The 17,690-nt window shown below is 68.3% G+C and carries 16 protein-coding genes and 1 pseudogene; 8 read left to right on the top strand and 9 right to left on the bottom strand.

What is annotated here, in order from left to right:
• Positions 1-17: 17 nt before the first annotated feature.
• A complete protein-coding gene (locus OG976_RS14290) occupies positions 18-1,721 on the bottom strand; it encodes a phosphoenolpyruvate--protein phosphotransferase (RefSeq protein WP_328349882.1) in 1,704 nt (567 codons plus the stop codon).
• A gap of 103 nt (positions 1,722-1,824) precedes the next feature.
• On the opposite strand from OG976_RS14290, the gene OG976_RS14285 reads away from it, so the two are divergent.
• The 4 genes from OG976_RS14285 (at position 1,825) to OG976_RS14270 (ending at position 5,997) form a co-directional block, all read left to right on the top strand.
• A complete protein-coding gene (locus tag OG976_RS14285; RefSeq protein ID WP_328349880.1) occupies positions 1,825-2,604 on the top strand; it encodes a DeoR/GlpR family DNA-binding transcription regulator in 780 nt (259 codons plus the stop codon).
• Entirely contained in the window at positions 2,601-3,614 is a 1,014-nt protein-coding gene (gene pfkB / locus OG976_RS14280) for a 1-phosphofructokinase (protein WP_328349879.1), read from the top strand. Before OG976_RS14285 ends, pfkB begins: the two co-directional genes overlap by 4 nt.
• A 16-nt stretch (positions 3,615-3,630) precedes the next feature.
• Positions 3,631-5,643 carry a PTS fructose transporter subunit IIABC gene (locus OG976_RS14275; protein WP_328349878.1) on the top strand — a complete coding sequence of 671 codons (2,013 nt, stop codon included), beginning with the start codon at positions 3,631-3,633 and terminating at the stop codon, positions 5,641-5,643.
• A gap of 96 nt (positions 5,644-5,739) precedes the next feature.
• Positions 5,740-5,997, top strand: a complete 258-nt coding sequence (locus OG976_RS14270; protein WP_328349877.1) for an HPr family phosphocarrier protein — start codon at positions 5,740-5,742, stop codon at positions 5,995-5,997.
• 2 nt (positions 5,998-5,999) lie between these two features.
• On the opposite strand, the gene OG976_RS14265 is transcribed toward OG976_RS14270, so the two are convergent.
• From OG976_RS14265 to OG976_RS14250, 4 genes are read right to left on the bottom strand one after another with little or no spacing between them, the layout of a single operon-like run.
• Entirely contained in the window at positions 6,000-7,202 is a 1,203-nt protein-coding gene (locus tag OG976_RS14265; RefSeq protein ID WP_328349876.1) for an NAD(P)/FAD-dependent oxidoreductase, read from the bottom strand.
• A gap of 15 nt (positions 7,203-7,217) precedes the next feature.
• Positions 7,218-8,597: an MBL fold metallo-hydrolase gene (locus tag OG976_RS14260; protein ID WP_328349874.1), complete on the bottom strand. Its 1,380-nt coding sequence runs from the start codon at positions 8,595-8,597 to the stop codon at positions 7,218-7,220.
• Between the two features lie 34 nt (positions 8,598-8,631).
• Positions 8,632-8,886 (bottom strand): metal-sensitive transcriptional regulator, encoded by a 255-nt coding sequence (locus tag OG976_RS14255; RefSeq protein ID WP_328349872.1) that lies wholly within the window; start codon positions 8,884-8,886, stop codon positions 8,632-8,634.
• Positions 8,883-9,758: a sulfite exporter TauE/SafE family protein gene (locus OG976_RS14250; protein WP_328349870.1), complete on the bottom strand. Its 876-nt coding sequence runs from the start codon at positions 9,756-9,758 to the stop codon at positions 8,883-8,885. The genes OG976_RS14255 and OG976_RS14250 overlap by 4 nt, the downstream gene beginning before the upstream one ends.
• A 187-nt stretch (positions 9,759-9,945) precedes the next feature.
• On the opposite strand from OG976_RS14250, the gene OG976_RS14245 reads away from it, so the two are divergent.
• The 3 genes from OG976_RS14245 (at position 9,946) to aqpZ (ending at position 13,367) form a co-directional block, all read left to right on the top strand.
• Positions 9,946-11,403, top strand: a complete 1,458-nt coding sequence (locus tag OG976_RS14245) for a chloride channel protein (RefSeq protein ID WP_328349868.1) — start codon at positions 9,946-9,948, stop codon at positions 11,401-11,403.
• 10 nt (positions 11,404-11,413) lie between these two features.
• Positions 11,414-12,472: a cupin domain-containing protein gene (locus OG976_RS14240; RefSeq protein WP_328349866.1), complete on the top strand. Its 1,059-nt coding sequence runs from the start codon at positions 11,414-11,416 to the stop codon at positions 12,470-12,472.
• Positions 12,473-12,608: 136 nt separating this feature from the next.
• Positions 12,609-13,367, top strand: a complete 759-nt coding sequence (aqpZ, locus tag OG976_RS14235) for an aquaporin Z (RefSeq protein ID WP_328349864.1) — start codon at positions 12,609-12,611, stop codon at positions 13,365-13,367.
• A gap of 56 nt (positions 13,368-13,423) precedes the next feature.
• Here the strand turns inward: aqpZ and OG976_RS14230 are convergent, their stop codons facing one another.
• The 4 genes from OG976_RS14230 to OG976_RS14215 all read right to left on the bottom strand — a co-directional run bounded on the left by OG976_RS14230 (position 13,424) and on the right by OG976_RS14215 (position 16,709).
• On the bottom strand, positions 13,424-13,966 hold the full coding sequence (locus OG976_RS14230; RefSeq protein ID WP_328349862.1) for a Dps family protein: 543 nt from the start codon (positions 13,964-13,966) through the stop codon (positions 13,424-13,426).
• Positions 13,967-14,043: 77 nt separating this feature from the next.
• A complete protein-coding gene (locus OG976_RS14225) occupies positions 14,044-14,955 on the bottom strand; it encodes a DNA-3-methyladenine glycosylase family protein (RefSeq protein ID WP_328349860.1) in 912 nt (303 codons plus the stop codon).
• 3 nt (positions 14,956-14,958) lie between these two features.
• Positions 14,959-15,321 (bottom strand): DUF427 domain-containing protein, encoded by a 363-nt coding sequence (locus OG976_RS14220; protein ID WP_328349858.1) that lies wholly within the window; start codon positions 15,319-15,321, stop codon positions 14,959-14,961.
• Positions 15,322-15,338: 17 nt separating this feature from the next.
• Positions 15,339-16,709: an NAD(P)/FAD-dependent oxidoreductase gene (locus OG976_RS14215; protein ID WP_328349856.1), complete on the bottom strand. Its 1,371-nt coding sequence runs from the start codon at positions 16,707-16,709 to the stop codon at positions 15,339-15,341.
• A 225-nt stretch (positions 16,710-16,934) separates the two neighbouring features.
• Between OG976_RS14215 and OG976_RS14210 the strand changes: the two are divergent.
• A pseudogene (locus tag OG976_RS14210) lies at positions 16,935-17,690 on the top strand (L,D-transpeptidase); the annotation flags it as partial.

Raw genomic sequence — 17,690 nt, 5'->3', positions numbered from 1 at the left:
CAGTCCGATTAATTCCGTCAGCCCAGGACGGCGATGGCCGCGGCACGCGCCTCGGTCGCGCTGGCGGTCCGCAGCACCGCCTCGGCGGCCTCCTGGCACTGCTGCAGCGTGACCGATGCCAGCTTGGCGCCGACACCGGTGACCGCGGCGGCGGCCGCCGACAGCGACGTCACCCCCAGACCCGTGAGCACACACGCCAGCAGCGGATCGGCGGCGGCCTCGCCGCACACCCCGACCGGCTTGCCGGCCGCGGCACCGGCGCGGGTGGTCATCGCGACCAGTGCGATGACACCGGGCTGCCACGGATCGGTCAGCGTCGCCAGTTCGGCCGACATCCGGTCTGCTGCCATCGTGTACTGCGCCAGGTCGTTGGTGCCGATCGACAGGAACTCGACGTGTTCGAGGATCCGGTCAGCCAGCAGTGCGGCGGCCGGAATCTCGATCATCACGCCGGGCACCAGCCCGCGGGCGCGGGTCCGCTCGGCGAAGCGCTTGGCCTCGTCCGGCGTGGCGATCATCGGTGCCATCACCCAGGGCGGATTGCCGGTGGCCTCCGCCGCCGCGGCGATCGCGTCGAGCTGGCGTTCGAGCACCTCGGGATGGATGGCCTCGATGCGGTTGCCGCGCACACCGAGAGCCGGGTTCGCCTCGTCGGGGTGGCCGACGAACTTCAGCGGCTTGTCCGATCCGGCGTCCAGGGTGCGGATGACGACCTTGCGGCCGGCGAACGCGTCGAGCACCTCGCCGTAGATCGCGGCCTGCTCGTCGACCGTCGGCTCGGTGTCGCGGTTGAGGAAGCACAGTTCGGTGCGGAACAGCCCGATGCCCTCGGCCGGGGTTTCCCGCGCGGAGCGGGCGGCCGAACCGTCCTGCACGTTGGCCAGGATCGCGACCACATGGCCGTCAGCGGTCGCGCCGGGCCCGGTCCAGCCGGCCATCGCGGCGGTCGCGGCGTCCGCGGTCTCGACGGCGGCCGCGGCATCCGCCGGATCGGGCGAGAGGGTCAGCGTCCCGCGGGTTCCGTCGATCAGAACCTCTGTTCCGGGCTGCACCTCGTCGAGCCCGGTGACGGCGACCACGCACGGGATGCCGAGCTGCCGCGCGATGATCGCGGTGTGACTGGTCGGCCCGCCCAGCGTGGTGGCCAGCCCGACGACGAGGCTGGGGTCCAGCCCCGCGGTGTCGGCGGGCGCGAGGTCTTCGGCACACAGAATCGAGGGCGTGGCCGGCACCGGCACGCCGGGCTCTGCCAACCCACTCAGTTCGGCCACCACCCGGTCGCGGATGTCGCGCAGATCGGTGACCCGCTCTGCCATCAGGCCGCCGATCTGAGTGAACAGGTCGACGAACTGGGCGACCGCCTCGGCGGTGGCCCGCACCGCGGGCATACCTTCCTTGATGCGCTTTTCGGCGGCACCCAGCCAGGCGCGGTCCTGCGCGAGCGTCGCAGTGGCGGCCAGGACCTCCGACGCCGAGCCGGTGGCGCTGGCGGCACGCGCCCGCAGCCGCTCGGCGACGGTGGCCGCGGCGGCGGTGAACCGGGCCGCCTCGGCTTGCCGCTCGCCCTCGGGAATCTCGCCACCCGGGTCGAGATCGTCGAGTGCGGGTAGTCGGCCTGGACGGATCACCGGTGCGAAGCGGACCCCGGGAACGACCGGAACACCGGTGAGAACGGCGCTGGCGGGCGCATCAAGTGAAGTAGGCCGGGTAGAGGCTGACATGTGAACCAGATTACAACATACCGTTGACAAGTCAACACGAACGGGAGTAAAACAACACAAAGCAACATGAACGCACGGGCATAACCCACATAAACGGAGAAACGTGTACGCGGAAGAACGTCAACAGGCCATCGCGGCCCGGGTCCTGTCCCAGGGCCGGGCGTCCGTGGCCGAACTGGCCCAGGACTACGACGTCACCACCGAGACGGTGCGGCGCGACCTGGCCGCGCTGGACCGCGCCGGTCTGGTGCGCCGCGTGCACGGCGGCGCTGTCCCGATCCGCGCCCTGCATGTGGTCGAACCCGGGGTCGACGAGCGCGAGGTCACCCGGGCCGATTTCAAGGAGGCCATCGCCCGCGCCGCCACCGAGTTCCTGCCGCTACCGGGGGCGAGCGTCCTGTTCGACGCCGGCACCACGACAGCGCGGGTGGCGGAGATGCTCCCGCCGGAACGCCAACTGGTGGTGGTGACGAACTCGGTTCCCATCGCGGCGCGCCTGGCCACGATGTCTGCGGTCACCCTGCAGCTGCTGGGCGGCCGGGTTCGCGGCCTGACCCAGGCTGCCGTCGGCGAGCAGGCCTTGCGCGCGCTGGACACCCTGCGGGTGGACATCGCGTTCATCGGCACCAACGGCATCAGCGTGCGCCACGGGCTGTCGACTCCGGACAGCGACGAGGCCGCCGTCAAGCGCGCGATGGTGCGGTGCGCCAACTACGTCGTCGTCGTGGCCGACTCCTCGAAGGTCGGCCGCGAGGAATTCGTCAGCTTCGCTCCGATCGACAGCGTCGACGCCCTGGTCACCGACACCGAGATCAGCCCCGCCGACCGGGAACAGTTGTCCCAGCACGGCGTCGAGGTCGTCCTGGCAGGAGGGGAAGCATGATCGTCACCGTCACTCCGAACCCGAGCATGGACCGCACCGTCACGCTGCCAGGGGAATTGGTACGCGGGGCGGTACACCGGGTGCAGTCGGTGTCGAACGAACCGGGCGGCAAAGGCGTCAACGTCGCCCGCGCCCTCACGCTGGCCGGACTCGATACCGTCGCGGTGCTCCCGGCGGCCGAGCACGACCCGATCGTCGCGGCGCTGCGGTCCTACGGCGTGCCGTTCTATGCGGTGCCGATCGACGGCGCGGTGCGCACCAACCTGACCATCACCGAATCCGACGGCACCACAACGAAGATCAACGAGCCGGGCGCGGTGATCGACGCCCACGCACTGGACGCACTGACCCGCGCCGTGATCGAGCGCGCGGCATCGGCGAAATGGGTGGTCCTGTCCGGCTCGCTGCCGCCGGGAATGCCTGAGCGCTGGTATGCCGACGTGGTCGCCGCACTGGCGCCCTACGACTGCAAGGTCGCCGTGGACACCTCCGACGCGCCGCTGGCCGCACTGGCCGCCGGCTTCGGCCGCGCCGCCCCGGACCTGATCAAGCCCAACTCCGAGGAGCTCGCCGGATTGGCGGGCGTCGACGCGCAATCCCTGGAAGACGCTCTGGCCCAGGGAAATCCGGAACCCGTTGTCCAGGCCGCTCATCAGCTCATCGAGCGCGGCGCCAAGACGGTGCTGGCCACCCTGGGCGCAGCGGGCGCGGTACTGGTCAACGAGACCGGTAGCTGGCTGGCAACCCCTCCCCCGATCACACCCAAGAGCACCGTCGGCGCCGGTGACTCATCCCTCGCGGGCTACGTACGCGCCGACGTCGGCGGTGCCCAAGCGCCGCAACGACTTCAGATGGCCGTCGCCTACGGCAGTGGCGCCGCAGCGCTGCCCGGGTCGGCATTGCCCTCACCCGCACAGATCAACCTCGACGACGTCGCGGTCACCTCGATTTCGCCGTACCCCGCTTCGCCCGCCCCCTCCACTTCCCGCCCAGCTTCGCCCGCCCCCTAGCAAGAAGGCAGACATCATGACCAATCCCGTGTCCATCATCAGCACCGATCTGGTGCTCCTCGACGTCGACGCCGGCGCCGACAAGGAGTCGGTGATCAATCGGCTCGCCGGCCGACTCGCCGACAGCGGGCGGGTGACCGACCGCGAGGCACTCACCGCCGCGGCGCTGGCCCGGGAGGCCCAGTCGGCGACCGGCCTGCCCGGCGGCATCGCGATCCCGCACTGCCGATCGGCCGCCGTCGCCAGCCCGTCCATCGGATTCGCCCGGCTGGCACCGAAAGTCGACTTCGGCGCGCCGGACGGCCCGGCCGATCTGGTGTTCCTGATCGCCGCACCCGACGGGGCGGGGGCCGAGCACATGAAGCTGCTGTCCAGCCTGGCGCGTGCGCTGGTCCGCCCGGACTTCGTCGCCTCACTGCGGGCCGCTAAATCGGCCGACGAGGTGGTGGCACTCGTCGACGGGGTGGTCAACCCCGACGGCGCCGCGGCACCCGCCGCAGCGGCACCGGCGGCACCGGCAGCCAAGGGCAAGTCGATCGTGGCGATCACCGCCTGCCCGACCGGCATCGCCCATACCTACATGGCCGCCGACGCCCTCAAACTGGCCGCCGAGCGGGCCGGGGTGAACCTCGTCGTCGAAACCCAGGGTTCTTCGGGCAGCACACCGGTGAGTGCGGCGACGATCTCCGGCGCCGACGCCGTCATCTTCGCCACCGACGTCGGCGTCAAGGACCGCCAGCGCTTCGGCGGTAAGCCGGTGATCGCCTCCGGCGTCAAGCGCGCGATCAACGAGCCGGACAAGATGATCGCCGAAGCCGTTGCAGCAGCGGATAATCCGAATGCTCCCCGGGTGGAGGGCAGCGGGGCCACAGCTGAGGCCGGCGCACCGGCAGGCGGGGTCGGCTGGGGTACCCGGACCCGGCAGATCCTGCTGACCGGCGTGAGCTACATGATCCCGTTCGTGGCCGCCGGCGGTCTGCTGATCGCCCTGGGCTTCCTGTTCGCCGGCTACGACATCGCCAACAAGCCTGCGGGCGCGACAGATTCACTGGCGCACATCATCGCGACCACCAACTCGCTGACCAACCTGCCGGCCGGCGGCTTCACCCAGTACCTCGGCGCGGTGTTGTTCACCCTCGGCGGGCTGGCGTTCGGCTTCCTGGTCCCCGCGCTGGCCGGTTACATCTCGTTCGCCATCGCCGACCGGCCCGGTATCGCGCCGGGCTTCACCGCGGGCGCGGTGGCGGTGTTCGTCGGCGGCGGCTTCATCGGCGGCATCGTCGGCGGCCTCATCGCCGGCTTCGCCGCACTGTGGATCAGCAGCTGGAAGGTGCCGCAATGGTTCCGCGGACTCATGCCGGTAGTCATCATCCCGCTGCTCGCCTCGCTGATCGTCGGCCTGTTGATGTTCTTCCTGCTCGGCCGCCCGCTGGCCGCGATCACCTCGGGTCTGACGAACTGGCTCAACAGCCTCACCGGCGCCTCGGTGATCCTGCTCGGCGTGATCCTGGGCCTGATGATGTGCTTCGACCTCGGCGGCCCGGTCAACAAGGCGGCCTACGCTTTCGCCACCGCCGGCCTCAACGTCGCCGATCCCGCCTCGCTGCGCATCATGGCCGCGGTGATGGCCGCCGGTATGGTGCCGCCGCTGGCAATGGCGCTGGCCACCACCGTTCGGCCCGGCCTGTTCAGTGAGCCCGAGCGGGAGAACGGCCGCGCCGCCTGGCTGCTGGGTGCATCGTTCATCTCCGAGGGTGCGATCCCGTTCGCCGCTGCCGATCCGCTGCGCGTCATCCCGTCGATGATGGCCGGCGGAGCGGTCACCGGGGCCCTGATCATGGCCTTCGACGTCACGCTCAAGGCGCCGCATGGCGGCATCTTCGTGTTCTTCGCGATTGGCAACCTGCTGTGGTTCCTCGTCGCGCTGGCCGCGGGTACCGTGGTCGCCGCGCTCGCGGTCGTCGCCGCCAAGCAGTTCGCGAACCCGAAAGCCGAGCAAGAGGCCAACGCCACGCTGGCCGCTGCCTAACACGGTCTAACCGATCGCCCAAAGGAGACCTCTGGGCGTCAGTGTTCGAGTAGACATCTCCATAGCGTCGAGTGCGACTCAATCGAAGGGAACTTCATGCACACCAAGACCGTCATCGTCGGTTCAGCGATCGGGCTGCACGCCCGGCCCGCAGCCCTGATCTCCGAAGCCGTTGTCAAGGCCGGTGTTCCGGTATCGCTGTCACTGGACGGCGGCGAACCGGTCGACGCCGGCTCGGCCCTGATGATCATGACGCTCGGTGCCGGTAACGGCGCCCAGGTCACCGTCGCCTCCGAGGACGAGGCGGCCTGTGCGGCCATCGCGGAGCTGGTGGCGCAGGACCTCGACGCCTGACCTCAGGCGAGGCCCTTGAGCATCAGGTTCCAGTACAGGAACGGCAGCCCGTACTTCTTCAGATACCAGTACGCCCGATGCGGTGCGGTGGGGTCCAGACCCGGGAACGACGGCGTGAGGTTCAGGTCGTAGTCGAACTCGGCGAGCAGCATGTCGTGCGACGACGTGACGATGGGGCATGACGAATACCCGTCGTAGGAGCCGGTGAGCGGTCGACCGCCCAGGTGGGCGTCGATGTTGTCGACCACCACCGGGGCCTGCTTGCGCACCGCCGCGCCGGTCTTGGCGTTGGGTGAGGATGCGACGTCCCCGAGAGCGAACACGTTGGGATAGCGGACGTGCTGCAGGGTGTGCTTGTCGACCTCGACGTAGCCGGCGGCATCGCCGGTGGACAGCGGGCTGCGCTTGATCCAGTCCGGTGCCGACTGCCGCGGCACGACGTGTAGTACGTCGTAGGGCAGCATCGCGTCGCTGCCGCTGGGTCCGACCGCCGACACCGTCACCTTGCGGGCGTCCGCGTCGACCGCGGTCATCTCCGACTCGGTGTGCAGGGTGATGCCGTAGCCGGCGATCACCTTGTCGAGATTGTCGGCGATGCCGGGGATTCCGAAGATCCGCGGGCCGGGCACCACGAGATGGACGTCGATGTCGGACAGCACGCCCTGCCTGCGCCAGTAGTCCGACGCCAGGTACGCGATCTTCTGCCCGGCGCCTGCGCACTTCACCCCGCCGGTGGGCATGGTGAACACGGCGGTGCCCGACCGGGTGTTGCGGATGAACTCCCAGGTCTTGGGTGCCAGGTCGAACCGGTAGTTCGATGACACCCCGTCGCGGCCCAGCGTGCTCGCCAGTCCTTCGGTGGCCTGCCAGTCGAGCTGGATGCCGGGTGCGACCACCAGCACGTCGTAGCCGTAGGTGGCGCCGTCCGAACAGGTGACGGTGTTGTTCTCCGGGTCGAAGCTCTCGGCGGATGTGCGAATCCAGCTGGCGTCCTTGGGCATTACCGAGGATTCGGCACGTTCGGTGCTGCCGGCCTTGGCCTGGCCGCCGCCGACGAGGGTCCACAGCGGCTGGTAGTAGTGCTTGTCCGACGGTTCGATGACCGCGACGTCGGTGTAGCCCTTACGGAGCATGCGTGCGGCTACCGTGATTCCGGCAGTGCCGCCGCCGACGATCAGAACCTGGTGTTTTGCTGTCGTGCTCATGATTCTCGTTGCCTCTCAAGCGTTCTGGACTGCTTCGTCCCAGGCGCCGTAGCCACCCAAGACATCACTGACATCGGCGAAGCCGCGCTGGCGCAGCACGCTCGCCGCAACCGAGGAGCGGTAGCCGCCGGCGCAGTACACGACCGTCGGCTTGCCCGGATCGAGTTCACCGACCCGGTCCGGCAGTTGACCCACCGGAATGTTCACCGCGCCGGGGATCATTCCGGCAGCCGCCTCGCCCGGGTTGCGCACATCAACGATCTGCAGCTCGGGAACATCGGCCATCCGCTCGCCCATCGCGTTGGTGGTCAACCGCGACGCGACCTCGACGTCGTCGGGGTTGGCGAACATCACCTGGTAGGGCTCGGCGAGGACACCGACGACACGGTCGAAACCGATTCGGGCCAAACGGTTCTTGCCCTCCAGCTCCATGCCGGGCTCGGTCATGATCACCAGGTCGACGTCGGGCTTGACCACTGAGCCGGCGAATTCGGCGTAGCGCCCACCCAATCCGATGTTGACGGCGCCCCGTAGATGCCCGAGCGCAAACTCCTCCGGCGAGCGACCGTCGATCAGCATGGCGCCGGCGGTGACCGCATTCTTGACCTCGTCATAGGTCATCGGCGCGGGCATCTCGGTCTCGTCGAGCAGGTCGCGGTCCTTGCGGTTGAGGATCGCGTTGTAGACGAAGTAGCCCGGGGCGGGCGGCTGACCCTCGGTGACCATCTCCATGAACGTCGCCTTGTCCGAGGCGCGCAGCGCGTAGTTGGTCCTGCGCTGCTCGCCCATCGTCGACCACAACTCGGTCGAAAGGTTCTTGCCGCACGCCGAGCCGGCACCGTGGGCGGGGTAGACGCGGGTGGTGTCGGGCAGGGGCATCAACTTGTCGTGCAGGGAGTCGTAGAGCTTGTCGGCCAGTTCCTCGCGGGTGAAGCCGATGGACGCCAACAGATCCGGCCGGCCCACATCACCGATGAACAGGGTGTCACCGGTCAGCACGCCGTACGGGAGGGTGTCATCGGCGTGCTCGTAGATGACGATGCTCATCGACTCAGGTGTGTGACCCGGGGTGTGCCGGAATTCCAGCTGCACGTCACCGAGCGAGTAGCGCTCGCCGTCGTAGACCCCCATGAAGTCGAACTCCGGCTGGGCGATCGAGGAGTAGACGATCCGGGCGCCGGTCGCTTTGGCCAGTTCGAGGTGCCCGGACAGGAAGTCGGCGTGGAAGTGGGTTTCGATGACCAGCTCGATGGTCATGCCGAGTTCCGCTGCGTCGGCGATGTATTCGGACACGTCGCGTTGCGGGTCGACCACGACGGCGCGACCGGTGGTCTCGTCGCCGATCAGGTAGGACGCATGCGACAGGCATTCCAGGTAGTACTGGTTGAACTTCATGTCGGTCTTCCTTTCCGGGAATCTTGGGGGTGTGTCAGGCGAGCGCGAGAAACAACTTCTCGAGCTCGCTTTCGGTTAGTGGTGTCTTGTCGCCGGTATCGATTCCGGTGGCGCATTCGCGCAGCCCGGTGGCGACGATCTTGAAGCCGGCCCGGTCGAGTGCCTTGGACACCGCGGCCAGCTGGATCACGATGTCCTTGCAGTCGCGGCCGTCTTCGATCATCGAGACGACACCGGCCAACTGGCCCTGGGCCCGGCGTAGCCGGTGCAGCACTTCGGTGTTACTCATGCCGCAGCTCCGATTCGGGTGGACTGGCCGGTGAATCGGCGCAATGGGCAGGATGCGATGTGGTTGCATGCGAACATCGCTGCGGCTGCAACCACAGTGATTGCGGCGCAGGTGAATCCGACCACCGGGTGGATCTCCTCACCGAGGATCACCGACGCCATGCCCAGGACGAACCAGCCGAATCCCTTGCGCAGCAGTTCCGGATCGACCCGCCCGGCGAACCGGGCGCCGATCAGGGCACCGACGACCGCGGCGGCGATCACCATGCCGGCAAGAGACCAGTCGATCTGCACGCTGGACAGGTAGCCGGCGAATCCGGCGAAGGAGTTCATCCCGATGATCACCAGCGACGTGCCAACGGCGATCGGCATCGGTAGTCCGCCCAACAGCACCAGAGCGGGCACCAGCAGGAAGCCTCCCCCGGCGCCGATCAGCCCGGTGACCAGACCGACACCGAGGCCCACCGCGGCGATCTTCGGCAACGACAGGGCGGCGCCGGTCGCACTACCGGCTGAGTTCTTGCGGCCGCGCAGCATGGCGATCGCGGTGGCGACCATCATGATCGCGAACCCGATCAGCAGCACGGTGCCGGGAACGAAAGCTGCGATGTGCCCGCCCCCGTACGCGCCGACCATGGCGGTCGCACCGAAGAGGCCAGCGGTGCGCCATTGGACGCGCCCGGCGCGGGCATGGGACACCGCCCCCACCAGGCTGGTGGTACCGACCACCAGCAGCGAGGTGGCGATCGCCTGTTTGGTGTCCAGACCAGCCACATAGGCCAGCAGGGGGACGGTCAGGATCGACCCCCCGCCGCCGAGCAGTCCGAGCGAGATCCCGACGAAGACCGCCAGAACGACTGTCGCGATGACCATGGCGGGTGCCTCCTCGGCGTGGCTCGTATACCACTGGGGGTATGTGTTCCCGTCCTACGATAGATACCTATGGGGGTATATGCAAGTGTTCTCCGTCATACCCGTGGGGGTACAGGCGAGAAAGGGTCTTTGGTCCCACCCCGGGTGAGCAGGCCGCAGGTTCGGTTTGCCCAAGTAACATGCCGCTATGGCCGCGGCGGACCCCATCAGCGATAGCACGGCCCTCGGGAAGCTGGGAGCCTTCATCCGCGACTCGGGATACCTGCGTAAGTGGCTCATCCTGGGCGTTTCCATCGGCATCATCGCCGGGCTCGGGGCGGTCGTCTTCTATCTGGCGCTGGACTACACCGGCCGGTTCCTGATCGGTTACCTCGGCGGCTACGACATGCCGGAGGCCTTGGAGGCCGGCGGCGGAACCGGCTCGGGCAGCTTCGCCCGCCCCTGGGCGATCCCGCTGATCGTGTTCGGTGGCGCCCTGGTGTCTGCGTTCCTGGTCGCGAAGTTCGCCCCCGAGGCCGAAGGGCACGGGACCGACAGCGCCATCGAGGCCGTCCACACCGACCCGCGCTCCATCCGGGTGCGCGCCGTGGTGATCAAGATGCTCTCCAGCGCCCTGACCATCGGCTCGGGCGGCTCCGGTGGGCGGGAAGGTCCCACCGCCCAGATCTCGGCCGGCTTCGGTTCGCTGCTGACCCGGGTGTTCAACCTCTCCGACGGCGACGGCAGAGTGGCCGTGTCGCTGGGCATCGGCTCCGGAATCGGGGCGATCTTCGGCGCCCCACTGGGCGGCGCAGTGCTGGCCGCCTCGATCCTCTACCGCGAAGACTTCGACTACAAGGCGCTGGTACCAGGCTTTCTCACCTCGGGAACCGCTTACGCGATCTACGGGTCGATCATGGGCTTTGCCCCGATGTTCGGCTACGTCGAGCCGGACTACAGATTCGACCCGGCGCAGCTGGTGTGGTTCGCCGTCATCGGAATCGTCTCTGCCGCAATCGGTTACCTTTACGCCAGGGTGTTCTACGGAACGGTGTCACTGACCAACCGCCTGCCCGGCGGCAAGATCGTCAAGCCCGCCATCGGCGGCCTGCTGGTCGGCCTGCTCGCGTTGGCGATTCCGCAGGTACTCGCCAGTGGATACGGCTGGGTGCAGATCGCCACCACCCGCGAAGGTCTGCTGACCATCCCGCTGTGGATCATCCTCGTGCTGCCGATCGCGAAAATCGTTGCGACATCGCTGTCGATCGGCACCGGCGGTTCCGGCGGCATCTTCGGCCCCGGCATCGTCATCGGGGCATTCGTCGGCGCAGGGATCTGGCGGCTGGCCGACCTGGCCGGCGCACCCGCCGTCCCGGCCGGCCCCGCGGTGTTCGTCATCGTCGCGATGATGGCCTGCTTCGGCAGCGTGGCGCACGCACCGCTGGCCGTGATGATCATGGTCGCCGAGATGACGGGATCGTTCTCGGTGATCCCCGGCGCGATGGTCGCGGTCGGCGTGGCCTATCTGATCATCTGCCGCACCCCGGTGTCGATCTACCAGGCTCAGCGGCTCAACCGCGAGACCGCCGCCGCCGAACGGGTCACCGTCACGGCACCGGAAGTTCTCAGCACCCCCGTCGACGATGACAAAGAACCCGACAGGTAGGAAGGTCCACGTGCCCAGATCCCGTAGTTCGCATGCCGTTTCGCTCACCGAGGGCGAGATCGTCGAGGAATCCGACCTCGGCTCGATCCGCCGGGTCACCGCCGACAACTTCCCCATCCTGCGCGGCCTGTCGATCAAGCGGGTGGTGATCAATCCCGGCGCGATGCGCACCCCGCATTGGCACGCCAACGCCAACGAGCTGACCTACTGCGTCTCGGGTACCGCACTGGTCTCCGTTCTGGACAGCTACAGCCAGTTCTCCTCGTTCGTGGTCAGCGAGGGCGAGATGTTCCACATCGATTCCGGCTCACTGCATCACATCGAGAACATCGGCGAGGACGTCGCCGAGTTCATCATCGCCTTCCGCAATGAGCGGCCCGAGGACTTCGGCCTGTTCCCGGCATTCGGCGCCATGACCGACGCGGTCCTGGGCAACACCTACGACCTGGACGCCTCCGACTTCACCAAGATCCGGCGCAACACCACCGACCGCCCACTGGCCAGGCGCGCCGGTGATCCCGAGATCCCCGCGACGGCGTACTTCGGCGACCCGCACAAGTTCTCGCTGGAGGCGCAGAGCCCCCAGATCAGCCTCGCTGTCGGCTCGGCGCATCTGGCCCGCGTCCAGTACTGGCCGGCGCTGAAGGACCTGTCGATGTACTCGTTGCGGATTCGCGAGGACGGGATGCGCGAACCGCACTGGCATCCGATCACCGCCGAAATGGGTTATGTCCGAAGCGGATCAGCGCGTATGACGGTGATGGGACCGGGCGGCGAACTGGACACCTGGTACCTCAACCAGGGCGACGTCTACTTCATCCCGCGGGCCTATCCGCACCACATCGAGGTGGTCGACTGCCCGGGCTGGCACTTCCTGATCTTCTTCGACCAGCCCATGCCCGGCGACATCGGCTACCGCGCCTCGATCAGCGCTTACTCCCGCGAGGTTCTGGCCGCGACGTTCAACGTGCACATCGACGATCTGCCGAACTTTCCGTTCACCAACACCGACCCGTTGATCGTCACCCGCAACAACCCACTCGACGAGCACGCCATGGGCGAGGACTGATCAGGCGAGTACTGATCAGTGGGACCTAGGTCACCTTCTCGCGTCGATTAGGCAAAGGTTGGTGCGTTCGGCTGCGGGGGCATGACATCCTCACTCCGACAAACATGCGCACTTTCGACGGCGAGGGGATCGAAAAATGTCAGCTCCGACGATGGCACACAGGCTGGCGGCTGAGTTCGTCGGCACATTCTGGTTGGTTCTCGGCGGCTGCGGTGCAGCAGTTTTCGCCGCTGACCCGGCCGAGGACAAGTCGGTCGGGATCGGGTTTCTCGGCGTCTCACTCGCCTTCGGCCTGACCGTCCTCACCGGCGTGTACGCCTTCGGGGTGATCTCCGGCGGGCATTTCAACCCCGCAGTCACCCTCGGTGCGGCGATCGCCAAACGGGTGGAATGGAAAGCCCTGCCTGCCTACTGGATCACCCAGGTGATCGGCGGACTCGTGGCCGGTCTGGTGATCTACGTGATCGCCAAGGGAAAGCCGGGATTCACCGCCACCGGTCATCTGGCCGCCAACGGATACGCCGAGCACTCCCCGTTCGGCTACTCGCTGGCCGCCGTGGTGATCGCCGAGGTTCTACTCACGTTCATCTTCCTTCTGGTCATCCTCGGCGCCACCGACAACCGCGCCCCGAAGGGCTTCGCCGGGTTGGCAATCGGGTTGACGCTCACCTTGATTCACCTGATCTCCATCCCGATCTCGAACACGTCGGTGAACCCGGCCCGGTCCACCGGTGTCGCGTTCTTCAACGGTGACGGCGCCCCCGCGCAGCTGTGGGTGTTCTGGCTCGCCCCACTGGTGGGCGCGGCCATCGCCGGCGCGGTCTACCCCCTGCTGTTCGGCCGTGGCGAGGAACTCGCCGACCGCCCCGTGCGCGACGACGCCCTGGAGCGCTGAGCACGAAACAGTTCAGCCCCGCCACCGTTGGGTGGCGGGGCTGAACTGTTTCCACGTCAGCGGGCGGCCTTCGCGGCGCCCTTCTCGGTGGACTTGCCCTCGTGGGTCAGCGTGCCGCCGGCGCTCTCCAGGTGCGCTCGCACGAACCACTGGAACTTCTCCAGTTCGGCGGCTTGGCCGATCAGGATGTCCTGGGTGATCGGGTCCAACTCCTCGGTGGTGGCGATGGCCTTGCGGACGTCTTCGATCACGCCGTCGTAGACCAGGTCGAGCGCCGCCAGGTGTGCCTGCACGGTGTCGCGTCCCACCGAGTAGTCGTCCCACGTGCGGTCTTTGAGAATCGCGCCGGGGGTGCCCTGCGGTGAGGCGCCCAGGGTGGCGATCCGCTCGGCGACCTCGTCGGCGTAGGCACGGACCAATTCGACCTGGGGGTCGATCATCTCGTGCACGCCGATGAAGTTGGGACCCACCACGTTCCAGTGCACGTGCTTAAGGGTCAGGTGCAGGTCGTTGTAGGTGCTCAACTGCTTCTGCAGCAGGTCGGCGACCTTACGGCCCTGCGCCTCGGTCATACCGGGAACGGTGAACTTCGAACCCATGTGTCGCTCCTTCGTTTTCGCTGTCGAAGGCACGCATACCCGGGCGACCGGCCAGGTAATCAGGTCGGGGACCAGCGTCACAAAGTGCTGATCTGCTGCACCGGCAGCCGGGCTCCGCGGCGCGGCTCATAGGCCAGACCACTGACCTCGAGTAGGCGCACCGCCCGGTAGCGATGCGGTCGGACCGGTTCGAGCAGTTCGACCATCTCGGCGTCGTCGACCGGCCTGCCGATCAGAGTCCAACCGATCATCTTCGACACGTGATAGTCGCCGACGGACAGGGCGTCGGCGTCACCGAACGCCCGTTGCGCGGTCTCGGCGGCCGTCCACACGCCGACGCCGGGAAGTGAGGTCAGCGCGTCGCGGGCCTCGGCGGCGGGCCGGGTCACCAACCGCTCCAGCGCATCAGCCCGCTGCGCGCAGCCGATGACGGTCCGGGCCCGGCCCGGGTCGACGTTGGCGCGGTGGAATTCCCACGACGGGACCCGGCGCCACACCTCGGCCGACGGGGGCACCCGCATCCGCTCGGGAGCCGGTCCCGGCGCGGGCGTGCCGTACTTCGTCACCAGCAGGCGCCAGGCCCGAAAGGCGTCCGCGCCCGGTACCCGCTGCTCGATGACCGCGGGGATGAGCGCCTCGAGCACGCGGCCGGTGCGGCCCAGCCGCAGATGCGGCACGCGGGTGGCCGCCGTCGCGATCACCGGATGGTGCGGCTGGAAGTCGGTGGCGTCGTCGTCGGCACCCAACAACGCGGGCAGGGCTGCGACGAACTCCTCGGCTCCGGGCCCCCACGCCTGGCAACTCACCGCGTCCGGGGCCGCGCGCGCGATGCGTGCGGTGACCGGGCCGCTGGCCTGCAGGCTGGTGCGCCAGATCGTGCGCTGCGCGTCGAGTTGGTAGCAGGGATCACCCGGACCGCGACGCTGGGGAGCCAGCGTGTGGCCCGGGCTGACCGGGCCGGCGAACCGCAGTGTGCGCTCGACGGGCACGCGTCAGTCCGGGTCGACGCTGATGTCGGCTTTGTTCGGGTAGAAGGCCACGTGACCGGCGATCGCCGCGACCGCGGGGAAGGGCTGCTCGTAGACCCAGACCGCGTCCTCGACGGTCAGGTGACCGACGGTGACGTTGTAGTAGCCGGCGTCGCCCTTGTAGGGACAGTGCGTGCGGCTTTCACTGCGGTCCAACACCTTTGGGTCCACATCGCCGATCGGGATGTACTGGACGACGGGATAGCTCGCCTCCTGCAACCCCAGCGCGGCACGGGTGTCGGCGACGAGTTCACCATTGACGTGGACCCGTACCCGGCCCGAGGTCGGGGTGATCGTGATCGGATGCGCGGACGTCGGTTCCTTCATCCTTCGAGTATGCGCCGCTAGGGCCGCCGCGCGATGGTGTCTGCGACGACTGCGATCGGCGAGGTGCTGGACCGCCCACCTTCCTCGTGCCGGTCGGCCACCTTGTAAGCGGTGTACATCCCGCGCACCCCGATCCAGCGCAGCGGCTCGGGCTCCCAGGTCTTCGAGTGATGCCCGACCCACGGCATCGCGGTCAGCGGGGTGGCACGCTTGAGGACCAGATCGCTCAGGGTGCGCCCGGCCAGATTGGTGGCCGTCACGCCGTGGCCGACGTACCCGCCGGCCTCGCCCAGTCCGGTCACCGGGTCCAGGCTGACGCCGGCCGACCAGTCCCGCGGCACGGCCAGCACGCCGCACCACCCGTGGGCGATCGGCACTCCCCTGGTCTGCGGCAGCACGGTGTTGAGCACACCGGTCAGGTAGGTGATGGTGCCCTCGCCGACCGCGCCGTCGTTGTCGATCCGGGAGGCGTAGCGGTACGGAACCGCGCGACCACCGATGGCGATGCGATTGTCGGCGGTGCGCTGGGCGTAGAAGAAGCCGTGGGCCAGGTCGCCCATCGTCTCGCGGCCCTCCCAGCCGATGCGCGCCCAGATGTCGTCCGACATCGGCTCGGTGGCGATCATCGCGCTGTTCATCGGCAGCCAGCGCCGCCGCAGGCCCTTCATCCGGGCGGTGAATCCCTCGGTGGCCCGCAGCACGATCGGTGCCCGCACCACGCCCAGCGGGGTGTCGGCCCGGCCGGCGCTGATCGTCGTCACCGGGGTCTGCTCATAGATCGTGACGCCCATCCGCTCGACCACGTCGGCCAGCCCGCGGGCCAGTTTGGCCGGCTGGATGCGGGCGCAGTGCGGGTTGAACGAGCCCAGCACCAGGTGGTCGACGCGAATACGCTCGGCGGCCTGCGCCGCGGTCAGCATCTCGATGTCCTCGGTGCCCCACTCGCGGTCTTCGTCGGCCTCGGCGCGCAGCCGCCGGGCCTGGGCGGCGTTGCGCGCGACCTCGAGGTTGCCGCCCTTGACGATGTCGGCGTCGATGCCCTCCCGGGCAGCCACCTCGATGACCTCGTCGACGGCCTCATTGAGGGTCTTCTGCCAGGCCACCACGCTCTCGCGGCCGTACTGCTTGGCGAGCAGGCCGCGGTGCCCGGGAGCCAGCCCGGACAGCCAGCCGCCGTTGCGTCCCGACGCGCCGAACCCGGCGAACCGCGCCTCCAGGATGGTGATCCGCAGCGACGGGTCGGCCTTCTTCAGGTAGTAGGCGGTCCACAGGCCGGTGTAGCCGGCGCCGACGATGCACACGTCGGCGTCACGGTCACCGGGCAGAGCGGGACGGGGCTGGGGAAGTTCGGTGAACCAGTGCGAGACGGCGCCGTTGATCGTGGCCATGGTCGTCAATCCTCTCAGCCGGACCTGGCGGGCGCCTAATGAGTTATCCGCATCCAGGAACGGCCACTACAGTGTGCCGCGACCCCGCAGCCGACAGACCGGAGTGTTCGCATCATGACCTACGTGCGCCGCTTTCTCCTGGTCGTATCGGCCGCCGTGCTGGTGTCGTCGGGCGTCCTCACCGGCCCGGCCGGGCTGGCGCGGGCCGACGAACCCCTTCCGCCGGTCGCGCTGACCACGACCTCGGGTGCCGTGCTGCAGAACGGCGGCACCTACGGCGTCGGGATCGTCGTCGTCGCGCACTTCGACGCGCCCGTCGATCGCGCGGCGGCAGAACAGGCACTCGCGGTCACCACCTCGCCCCCGGTAGCCGGAGCATGGCATTGGGTGAACGACCGCACCGCGCACTGGCGCCCGCCGCAGTACTACGCGCCGGGGACCGCCGTCACGGTGGGCGCGGTGGACGCCCCGTTGGTGACGTTCACCATCGGCGCCTCGCACGTGGCGATCGCCGACGACACGACCAAACAGGTCAGCGTCTTCGACGGCGGCGCCCTGGTGCGCACGATGCCCACCTCGATGGGGCGCGGCGGAACCGAGAAGGTCGGTGACAAGACGCTGAGCTTCTGGACCCAGCCGGGCATCTACACCGTGCTGGACAAGAGCAATCCGGTGGTGATGGATTCCTCGACGTACGGTCTGCCGATCAACAATCACCTCGGCTACAAGGAGTCGATCCCGTACGCGGTGCGCATCAGCACCGACGGGGTGTACCTCCACGAACTCGACGCCACCGTGTGGGCGCAGGGCCACACCGACACCAGCCACGGCTGCCTGAATCTCAACGGCGACAACGCGAAATGGTTTTACAACTTCTCAGTGCCCGGCGATGTGGTCGAGGTCCGCAACAGCGGCGGGCAGCCACTGCAGTTGTGGCAGAACGGCGACTGGAGCGTGCCGTGGGATCAGTGGGCCAACTGA

Origin of the sequence: Mycobacterium sp. NBC_00419 (genome assembly GCF_036023875.1) — a bacterium.
Taxonomy (GTDB): domain Bacteria; phylum Actinomycetota; class Actinomycetes; order Mycobacteriales; family Mycobacteriaceae; genus Mycobacterium.
Note: the sequence above shows the minus strand (reverse complement) of the source record. Positions and strands in the feature narration are given on the sequence as shown.